Annotated in this window: 1 protein-coding gene and 1 pseudogene; one reads left to right on the top strand and one right to left on the bottom strand. The window is 46.3% G+C overall.

The genetic code is table 11. The features are described from left to right. A pseudogene (locus GMD6S_RS11200) lies at window positions 1–480 on the top strand (ribonuclease J); the annotation flags it as partial. A 37-nt stretch (window positions 481–517) separates the two neighbouring features. Here GMD6S_RS11200 and mnmG read toward each other — a convergent pair. Further along, window positions 518–2,140 (bottom strand): tRNA uridine-5-carboxymethylaminomethyl(34) synthesis enzyme MnmG (gene mnmG / locus GMD6S_RS11195; protein ID WP_000304650.1); only part of this gene is annotated, 1,623 nt, incomplete at its 5' end.

The following is a 2,140-nucleotide window of genomic DNA, read 5'->3' as shown; positions in this document are numbered from 1 at the left end:
GCTGGACTAGCGGTGGATACTGGTGTCGAGAAGGACAATATCTTTATCATGAGCAATGGTGACGTGCTTGCCCTTACTGCTAACTCAGCTCGTATCGCAGGTCATTTCAATGCCCAAGACATCTATGTCGATGGAAATCGTATCGGCGAAATCGGTGCAGCCGTCCTCAAAGACCGTAGAGATCTATCCGAAGACGGTGTCGTACTTGCAGTCGCAACTGTTGACTTCAAATCGCAGATGATTCTGTCTGGTCCAGACATCCTCAGTCGAGGCTTTGTCTACATGAGAGAGTCTGGCGACTTGATTCGTCAAAGTCAGCGCATCCTCTTCAATGCCATTCGTATCGCATTGAAAAACAAAGATGCTAGCATCCAATCTGTCAATGGTGCTATTGTCAACGCCATTCGACCATTCCTCTATGAAAATACAGAACGTGAACCGATCATCATTCCGATGATCCTCACACCAGATGAAGAATAAAGCAACAAAACAGCCCCGTCTTCGGAGCTGTTTTTCTCTATGCTTTCTTTTCTTGATTCTTAGAAATACTACGATTTTTACCTTCAAGATAGACCATCAAAATAGAAATATCTGCTGGATTTACTCCCGAAATACGGCTGGCTTGGCCGATGGTTTCTGGATTGATGAGTTTGAACTTCTGACGGGCTTCTGTTGCGATCGAGTCAATGTCATCCCAGTCGATATTGGCTGGAATGCGTTTTTCTTCCATGCGTTTCATCTTGGCAACCTGATCCATGGCTTTGGAAATATAACCCTCGTACTTGATCTCTGTTTCAATCAATTCAATGACCTTGTCATCCAAGTCCTCTGCAGCTGGTCCGATAAAGGCCACCACATCTTGGTAAGAGACTTCTGGACGGCGAAGGAATTCCTTGGCTGTCACTGCATCTGTCAGCGGCTTGAATCCCATCGCTTCAACCTTAGCGTTCGTTTCCTTGACTGGCTTGAGTTTGATGCTGTCTAGGCGTTTCATCTCATTGTCAAATTGATTTTTCTTAATCTCAAAACGGGCCCAGCGTTCATCATCAACGAGACCAATCTCACGACCCATCTCAGTCAAACGCATATCAGCATTGTCATGACGGAGGATGAGACGGTATTCAGCACGACTGGTCAAGAGACGATAGGGTTCAATAGTTCCCTTGGTCACCAAGTCGTCAATCATGACCCCGATATAGCCGTCACTGCGCTTCAAAATCAATTCAGGCTTGCCTTGGATTTTTAGAGCCGCATTGATACCAGCGATAATCCCTTGGCCAGCAGCTTCTTCGTAACCTGACGTTCCATTTGTCTGACCAGCAGTAAAGAGTCCTGAGATTTTCTTGGTTTCCAAAGTCGCACGCAACTGGTGTGGCAAGACCATGTCGTACTCAATGGCATAACCTGTTCGCATCATCTCTGCATTTTCCAGACCTTTGATAGAATGAACCAAGTCACGCTGTACATCCTCTGGCAGACTGGTTGATAGACCTTGAACATAAACTTCCTCTGTATTGCGCCCTTCTGGCTCAAGGAAAAGTTGGTGGCGTTCCTTGTCCGCAAAGCGCACAATCTTGTCCTCAATTGACGGACAGTAACGAGGTCCCACTCCCTTGACCACACCTGTAAACATAGGCGCACGATGGAGGTTATTTTGGATAATTTCATGACTGGTACCATTGGTATAGGTCAACCAGCATGGCACTTGATCCTTGACATAGTCCTCATCACGTGAAGTATATGAGAAGTGATTTGGTGCTTCATCTCCTGGCTGAATCTCTGTCACATCGTAGTTGATAGAGGAAGCCTTGACACGTGGAGGGGTTCCTGTCTTGAAACGACCGATTTCGAGGCCCAATTCCTTGAGATTATCAGCTAGGTTAATAGAAGCAAGACTGTGATTAGGACCTGATGAGTACTTGAGGTCTCCGATGATGATTTCCCCACGGAGGGCTGTTCCTGTGGTTACAATAACCGCTTTTGCTCCATACTCTTGATGGGTAGCTGTACGCACACCGACAACCTTGCCATCTTCCACCAAAATTTCATCAATCATGGTTTGACGAAGGGTGAGATTTTCTTGATTTTCAACTGTCTTGCGCATCTCCTTAGAGTAAAGCTCCTTGTCAGCCTGCGCACG

The sequence above is a fragment of the Streptococcus sp. GMD6S genome (genome assembly GCF_000297015.1).
This window is presented reverse-complemented; position numbering and strand designations above follow the sequence as displayed.